Raw genomic sequence first — 2,010 nt, 5'->3', positions numbered from 1 at the left:
CTGGTGTCCATATTCGCGCAGCGGCTTGGATTGAAGCTCTTCGCGGCCAAGGGGCCGGTCGAGATTCAGGCGCAGAGTGATGCGATGTCGCTTGTGGCGGACAAGGATGTCACGATCGCGAGCGTGAACGGCAGGACGACGATTTCCGCAGCCAAGGAGTTGACGCTGGAGTGCGGCGGTGCGTTCGTGCAACTGAAGGACGGGAACATTACTTTGGGTGGACCAGGAGATCTGTTTTTCAAGGTCATCACCATTCAAAAGCAAGGGACGGCTTCAATGAAACCCGACCTTACGTTACCCAGCAGTTCGGGGACGTTGCCACAAAGGCGCGCGAATCGCTTTTCAGCCTAACGAACGTATTCAGCAATGTCGACAAACAAGAAATCTCAATCAGCTAAACCAAGTGTGCCACCGACGCCGGCGGAGCCTGCTCGTCCACAGCCATTGAACTGGAGTTACCCGTTCGTACCGGCTGACGCCAATGCAGCGGATCCGCAGATCTGGCTCAAGGCATTGAGCAACGCGCAGGGTGGGTTCTATCCGCTGGGCGCAAACGGCATGTGGCATGGCGGAATACATTTCGACGGTGCGACCGGCAGTGCCCTGAAACAGCTTGACGGAGTACGCGCCATTGCGGATGGTGAGGTCATTGCGTATCGTCTGGACACGACATATCCGGAGATCCAGTACAGCGATCGGCGTATGGCGCTGTATTCGACGGGGTTCGTGCTCCTCAGGCATAAGCTTGTGCTTCCCCCCGATCCGAATCAGTCAAAGCAACCCGCAAAGGCGGCAGACTCCGCTTCGGCATCGGCTAGCCCTGCGGCGAGCGCGCCGACCTATACGCCACCGGCAGATGACGTCCTCGAGTTCTACAGCCTGTATATGCATCAACTCGACTGGGCAGGTTATCAGGCAAGTGAGCAGAACGCGAACAGTCCATCGAGCGGCGCCGAGGCGGTCTCGATGTGCGCGCATCGCATGCCGTATTGGCAAGGCGACCGACGTTTTATCGTGGGAACGAAAGCTACCGCGACACAAGAGGCGCCGCCCTCATCCAAAGTGGCTTTTCGGTTCGATCAGGCGCCGGGTGAACCGAATATTGAGGCAAGCTCAGTCGCGGGCGATATGCTTTCCGACGGTTTAGGTAATCCCCTGGAATTGAACTCAAGCACGGTGGATAAGGCGGTGCCCTATCTTGAGCGCCTACGTATCAGTGCTCCGGCTGTAGATCCTGCGGAGTTGAATGGGGCGAAGCCTGCTCAGGGTGTGCAGATTAGAAATCGTGCGGCTGGGGAAGTGATTGGCCTGCTGCCGCGCGGCGGTGAGATCACGGTGGCGCGGGAAGCGACGAATGGCTGGGCGCAGATCTCAAGGATCATCAAGGGTTCGCCCGTTGCGTCGAAGATGGGAGATCAGGTTGATCCGGGCGCGGTTAGCGGATGGGTTCGCCTGGAGGAATTCGACATCTTGACGGACCCCAAGCCGTTGGATGCCGTCGTGGTGCTCGATCAGCCCTTCGCGGTGAAAGCCGGCGACGTGGTGGGCTACCTGGGCGAATATCAGGACCACAGCGACGCGCAACTGTTGCCGCCCAAGCCCTCACGTCCGTTGCTGCATGTGGAAGTGTTCGCCGGGGATGCATTCAAAGGTTTCATCGATCGTAGCCGTGAGCGCGTGAAGGCGTTGCCAAAGGCGCAGGGTTCGCTGTTGCTGATTCGCGAAGGTGCCAAACTCGTCGCCCCAGCGGACTCGGATCTGACGGTGCCTGCGGGACAGTTGCTCAAACTCGCCAAGGGCGATCCCGGCAAAGGTAACTGGGCCAAGGTCCAGCCAATGACCGCGCCCGTAGCGCCGGCCAACAAGGACAAGCACGCGAAGGCGCCGGTCAGCCGACCTGCAGGTCCCGAGGTTTGGGTCGAGCGTGAACAGGGTGGCAAACAGAGCGCTGCAGCGGTGAAGGCGTGGTCGACATTCCCGCTGCAACCGTCCAACGCACGTGCGGCTGGT

The 2,010-nt window shown here is 59.7% G+C and carries 1 protein-coding gene and 1 pseudogene; both read left to right on the top strand.

What is annotated here, in order from left to right; all coding sequences use genetic code 11:
• On the top strand, window positions 1-351 hold a 351-nt coding region (locus tag AWB75_RS36270), incomplete at its 5' end, for a DUF2345 domain-containing protein (RefSeq protein ID WP_143746694.1).
• 15 nt (window positions 352-366) lie between these two features.
• Window positions 367-2,010: pseudogene (locus AWB75_RS36265) on the top strand (muramidase); the annotation flags it as partial.

The sequence above is a fragment of the Caballeronia catudaia genome, from assembly GCF_001544755.2.
GTDB classification, from domain to species: Bacteria; Pseudomonadota; Gammaproteobacteria; order Burkholderiales; family Burkholderiaceae; genus Caballeronia; species Caballeronia catudaia.
Note: the sequence above shows the minus strand (reverse complement) of the source record. Positions and strands in the feature narration are given on the sequence as shown.